The sequence below is a fragment of the Pseudomonas sp. genome (assembly GCF_050739995.1).
Classification (GTDB): Bacteria; Pseudomonadota; Gammaproteobacteria; order Pseudomonadales; family Pseudomonadaceae; genus Aquipseudomonas.
Map to the genome: position 1 here is coordinate 1 of NZ_JBOICG010000792.1, position 5,539 is coordinate 5,539.

Annotated in this window: 4 protein-coding genes; all 4 read left to right on the plus strand. The window is 60.2% G+C overall.

Translation table 11 applies throughout. From position 1 onward, the window contains the following. The coding region (gene rho, locus ACRESD_RS26830; protein ID WP_431753672.1) for a transcription termination factor Rho at positions 1–846 on the plus strand (846 nt) is incomplete at its 5' end. A 155-nt stretch (positions 847–1,001) separates the two neighbouring features. Further along, on the plus strand, positions 1,002–2,984 hold the full coding sequence (locus tag ACRESD_RS26835; protein WP_431753673.1) for an acyltransferase family protein: 1,983 nt from the start codon (positions 1,002–1,004) through the stop codon (positions 2,982–2,984). Positions 2,985–3,043: 59 nt separating this feature from the next. Next, positions 3,044–4,510 carry a 4-hydroxy-3-polyprenylbenzoate decarboxylase gene (gene ubiD, locus ACRESD_RS26840; RefSeq protein ID WP_071490463.1) on the plus strand — a complete coding sequence of 489 codons (1,467 nt, stop codon included), beginning with the start codon at positions 3,044–3,046 and terminating at the stop codon, positions 4,508–4,510. Beyond that, on the plus strand, positions 4,510–5,478 hold the full coding sequence (locus ACRESD_RS26845; protein WP_431753674.1) for a CDP-6-deoxy-delta-3,4-glucoseen reductase: 969 nt from the start codon (positions 4,510–4,512) through the stop codon (positions 5,476–5,478). Before ubiD ends, ACRESD_RS26845 begins: the two co-directional genes overlap by 1 nt. Positions 5,479–5,539 lie beyond the last annotated feature (61 nt).

The following is a 5,539-nucleotide window of genomic DNA, read 5'->3' on the forward strand; positions in this document are numbered from 1 at the left end:
CTGTTCCCGACCGTGCGCATGAAGATGGAAGCCGGTAACGGTTCCACCGAAGACTTGACCGGTCGTGTGATCGACCTGTGCGCGCCGATCGGTAAAGGCCAGCGTGGCCTGATCGTCGCACCGCCGAAAGCCGGTAAGACCATCATGCTGCAGAACATTGCAGCGAACATCGCACGTAACAACCCAGAAGTTCACCTGATCGTGCTGTTGATCGATGAGCGTCCGGAAGAAGTGACCGAAATGCAGCGCACCGTGCGCGGCGAAGTGGTTGCCTCCACGTTCGATGAGCCACCAACCCGCCACGTGCAGGTTGCTGAAATGGTGATCGAGAAGGCCAAGCGCCTGGTTGAACACAAGAAGGACGTGGTGATCCTGCTCGACTCCATCACCCGTCTGGCACGCGCCTATAACACCGTGATCCCGAGCTCCGGCAAGGTATTGACCGGTGGTGTCGATGCCCACGCCCTGGAGAAACCAAAGCGTTTCTTCGGCGCTGCGCGGAACATCGAAGAAGGCGGCTCGCTGACCATTATCGCCACCGCGCTGGTTGAAACCGGCTCGAAGATGGACGAAGTGATCTACGAAGAGTTCAAGGGTACCGGTAACATGGAACTGCCCCTGGACCGCCGCATCGCTGAAAAGCGTGTGTTCCCGGCGATCAACATCAACCGTTCCGGCACCCGCCGTGAAGAGTTGCTGACGGCCGACGACGAACTGCAGCGTATGTGGATTCTGCGCAAGCTGCTGCACCCGATGGATGAAGTTGCAGCCATCGAGTTCCTGGTCGACAAGCTGAAGACCACCAAGACCAACGATGAGTTCTTCTTGTCGATGAAGCGTAAGTAATACGACGGCTTCAGGTCCGAAAAATGGCGCCCCCAGGGGCGCCATTTTTTTTGCGTCGAGATTGAACAATTTTTGTGGCATAAGTGTCCGTTAAGTAACAAAAATTGTACGTGCGGTAACGCTCGCCACTTTCGCAGCAGACTGACCACCATCCTATGACCACTCTTGCATACCGAAGAGACATCGACGGCCTGCGTGCCATTGCTGTCCTTGCTGTCGTGTTGTTTCACTTCGGCGTTCCTGGCGTTACCGGCGGCTTTGTCGGTGTGGATGTGTTCTTCGTCATCTCCGGGTTTCTGATCACCTCCATTATCTGGCGTGAGCGCCAGGCTGGACGTTTCAGCTTCATCGACTTCTGGGCGCGCCGTGCCCGGCGGATTCTGCCGGCGCTGTTCGTGATGATGGCGGCAACGCTGGCGGTAGGTTGGTTTCTGCTTGCCCCCAAAGACTATGAGGAGCTGGGGCGGTCAGCGCACTATCAGGTGATCTTCACCTCAAACCTGCTGTTTTCCCGTCAGCATGGTTACTTCGATGTGTCTTCTGACATCAAGCCCTTGCTGCACACGTGGTCGTTGGCGGTGGAGGAACAGTTCTACATTGTCTTCCCGCTGTTGCTGACGTTGCTTTCAAGCCGCCTGAAACATTGGCGCGTGGCACTCTTCGGTGTGCTGCTGGCGTCGTTTGGCATGAGCGTCTGGGCGGTCTCCCATGAGCCGCAAAAGGCTTTTTTCCTGTTGCATCTGCGGGCCTGGGAACTGTTGGCCGGTGCCATGCTGGCGGTGCTGCCCATGCGCGAATGGCGGGCCTCGCCCGCCCTGGCCCAAGGGGTCAGCCTGATCTCCCTGGCACTGATCCTGATCGCCGTATTCGGTTTCGACGCTACTACACCGTTCCCAGGTGCCACCGCGCTGCTGCCGGTGCTGGGCGTGGTCGGGTTGATCTGGGCCAACGGCCAGCAACACACCTGGGTCGGGCGTATGTTGAGTTCGCGGGTGATGGTGGGTATTGGGCTGATCTCTTACTCCTGGTACCTCTGGCACTGGCCGGTCTTTGTCTATGCCAGCTATGCCGCCGTGGATGGCTTAAGCCCACTGGAGTTGGCTGGGCTGATGTTGCTCTCGTTGGTGCTGGGCTACCTGTCCTGGCGCTTTGTAGAGGCACCGTTTCGAGAAAAACGCCTGTTCGCCGGACGCAAGGCGATCCTGGCCGCTGCCGGGACCGGCATCCTGTGCCTGGGCTTGACCGGCGTGGCAATACGCACATCCGACGGTGTGCCTTCGCGCTTGTCCGAGCAGGCCTTGCAGTTTGCCCAAGCCAAGACCTGGAGCCCGGAGTTGATGGCCTGTATGGCGGATAAGGACACGCCCGACGATCGCCTGTTCTGCCACTTCGGCCCTAAAAGCGCCTCGGTATCAGCGTTGGTCTGGGGCGACAGTCACGCCACGGCGCTGATTCCGGCCCTCAAAGAGGGTGCCAAACGCCACGATATCAGCTTGGTCGAAGCCAGTTTTGCAGGCTGCGTACCGTTGGATGGCCTGGAAAACATTGCCCGATGCGCGCATTTCAACCAGCGCGTCGAGAAGGCGATGACCGAACAAACGTTCAGCGATGTGGTGCTGGCCGCCCGTTGGAGCCTGTACCTCTATGGCCAGATGTCGGGTGATACGGAGCATGCGCTCAAGGACCCCACGACCGGCAAGTACGTGCGTGCCATCGCTGAGCAGCGGTTTGCCGACGGCCTGCGCGAGCGCATCCGCGGGCTGCGTGCGGCTGGGCATCGGGTCTGGTTGGTCAAGGAGGTGCCACTGCAGGAGATCATTGTGCCTTACCGCCTCAGCCGCCTGGCGATGATGAACCGATCGGTGGACGGCGAGGGGCTTGCCTTGACGGAGCACACGAAGCGCCAGGCGTTCATTACCCAGCTTTTCAATGAGCTGGCCGCTGCTGATAGCGGCGTAGCGGTGCTGGACCCCGCGCCATTGCTGTGCGGTGCCGATGGTGTGTGCCGGGTAGAGCTCAATGGCCGGTCGTTGTACACCGACGACAACCATATCTCCGACGTAGGCGCCCGACACATCGAAGCCTTCCTGGAGCCCTTGTTCCGTTCCTTGCAATCACGAGGGCTGACGGCCAATTAAGCTGCCAGCCGCCCTCAGAGCAGGTAGGATGTACGCCTATTTTACGGGTGGCATGGTTAATGAAATTCAAGGATCTTCGGGATTTCGTGCAGCAACTTGAGCAGCGCGGAGAGTTGAAACGTATCCAGATGCCGATTTCCCCGGTGCTGGAAATGACTGAGATTTGCGACCGTACCTTGCGTAACAAGGGCCCGGCGCTGCTGTTCGAGAACCCGACCGGGTTTGATATCCCGGTGCTGGGCAACCTGTTCGGCACGCCCGAGCGCGTGGCCTTTGGCATGGGCGCCGAGTCGGTGAGCGAGTTGCGTGAGATCGGCAAATTGCTGGCCTTCCTCAAGGAACCGGAACCGCCGAAGGGCTTGAAGGATGCCTGGTCGAAGCTGCCGATCTTCCGCAAGATCATTGCCATGGCCCCCAAAGTGGTCAAGGACGCGGTGTGCCAGGAAGTGGTCATCGAAGGCGATGATGTCGACCTGGCCATGCTGCCGGTGCAGACTTGCTGGCCCGGCGACGTCGGCCCGCTGATCACCTGGGGCCTGACCGTCACTAAAGGCCCGAACAAGGACCGTCAGAACCTTGGTATCTACCGTCAGCAAGTGATTGGCCGTAACAAGGTCATCATGCGGTGGTTGAGCCACCGTGGCGGCGCCCTGGACTACCGTGAGTGGTGCGAAAAACACCCAGGCAAACCGTTCCCGGTCTCTGTGGCCCTGGGCGCCGACCCAGCCACCATCCTGGGTGCCGTGACCCCGGTGCCCGACAGCTTGTCCGAATACGCCTTCGCCGGTCTGCTGCGCGGTAACCGCACCGAACTGGTGAAGTGCCGTGGCAATGACCTGCAAGTGCCGGCCACTGCCGAAATCATCCTTGAAGGCGTGATTCATCCGGGCGAAATGGCCGATGAAGGCCCTTACGGCGACCACACCGGTTATTACAACGAAGTCGACAGCTTCCCGGTGTTCACCGTGGAGCGGATCACCCATCGGATCAAGCCGATCTACCACAGCACCTATACCGGCCGGCCGCCGGATGAGCCGGCCATTCTCGGCGTGGCGCTCAACGAAGTGTTCGTGCCGATCCTGCAGAAGCAATTCCCGGAAATCACCGACTTCTATTTGCCGCCGGAAGGCTGCTCATATCGCATGGCCATCGTGACCATGAAGAAGTCGTACCCAGGCCATGCGAAGCGGGTAATGCTGGGTGTGTGGTCGTTTTTGCGACAGTTCATGTACACCAAGTTCGTTATCGTCACCGACGACGACATCAATGCCCGCGACTGGAACGACGTGATCTGGGCCATCACCACGCGCATGGACCCCAAGCGCGACACGGTGATGATCGACAACACGCCGATCGACTACCTCGATTTCGCCTCGCCCGTGTCCGGTCTGGGATCGAAAATGGGCCTGGATGCCACTCACAAGTGGCCGGGTGAAACCACCCGCGAGTGGGGCCGGGTGATCGTCAAGGATGAAGCCGTCACCGCCCGTGTCGATGCGATCTGGAAAGAATTGGGAATAGATTGATGCGTGTAACCCTGCAACCTTCCGGCGCGGTGCTGGAGCTGGTCCCTGGCGAGCGAATCCTTGAAGGCGCGCGCCGCCTCGGCTACGAATGCCCCCAGGCCTGTCGCAATGGCGTGTGTCATGTGTGTGCGGCGCTGCTGGTGGAAGGCCGTGTTCAGCAGGCCGGTGAGGTGCGCGACCATGGTGAGTTCTACACCTGCATCGCTGAACCGCTGGAAGATTGCATTGTGTTGTGGGATGGCGTGCTGGCGCCGGGAGAGTTGCCGTTGCGCAAATTGTCGTGCCAGTTGAGTGAGTGCGTGGAGGTCGGCGGCGATGTCTGGCGTGTACGGCTGCGTGCGCCGGCAGGCAAGGCCGTGCGTTACCACGCCGGCCAGTACCTGATGATTGAACGGGAGAACGGCGAAAAATCGGCATTCTCCCTGGCCTCGGCGCCCCACGCCGGGCGCGATTTGGAGTTGCATGTGCTGGCCCGCGAGGACAGTGCTCGTAACTTGCTGGAACAGTTGCAGCGCAACCAGATGGCCCGCGTCGAGATGCCATTTGGTGACACCCACCTGGCCGAGTTGCCCGACGGGCCGCTGGTGCTGATCGCAGCCGGTACCGGCATGGCGCAGATGCACAGCCTGATCGAGCATTGTCGTGCTTCCGGTTTCAAGCACCCGGTGCATCTGTATTGGGGCGTGCGCCGCCCGGAAGACTTCTACGACATCGAACACTGGGCGCAGTGGCAGCAACTGCCCAACCTGTTCTTGCACAAAGTGGTCAGCGACCTATGTGGTTGGGAAGGTCGTTGCGGGCTGCTGCATGAAGCGGTGTGTGAAGACATTGCCGACCTCAAGGCCGTGCATGTCTATGCCAGCGGCTCGCCGGCCATGATCTATGGCACGTTGGATGCGCTGGTCGACGCCGGCATGGATGCGCACCAGATGCGCGCCGACGTGTTTGCCTACGCACCGAGGCCCTGACTTAATCCCATACGCTGATCAAAATGTGGGAGCGGGCTTGCCCGCGAAAGCGGTGTGACAG

Coding starts and splice junctions, on each gene's coding strand:
- ACRESD_RS26845 (WP_431753674.1), top strand. CDS start 4,510: ATGCGTGTAACCCTGCAACCTTCCGGCGCGGTGCTGGAGCTGGTCCCT.
- ACRESD_RS26835 (WP_431753673.1), top strand. CDS start 1,002: ATGACCACTCTTGCATACCGAAGAGACATCGACGGCCTGCGTGCCATT.
- ubiD (WP_071490463.1), top strand. CDS start 3,044: ATGAAATTCAAGGATCTTCGGGATTTCGTGCAGCAACTTGAGCAGCGC.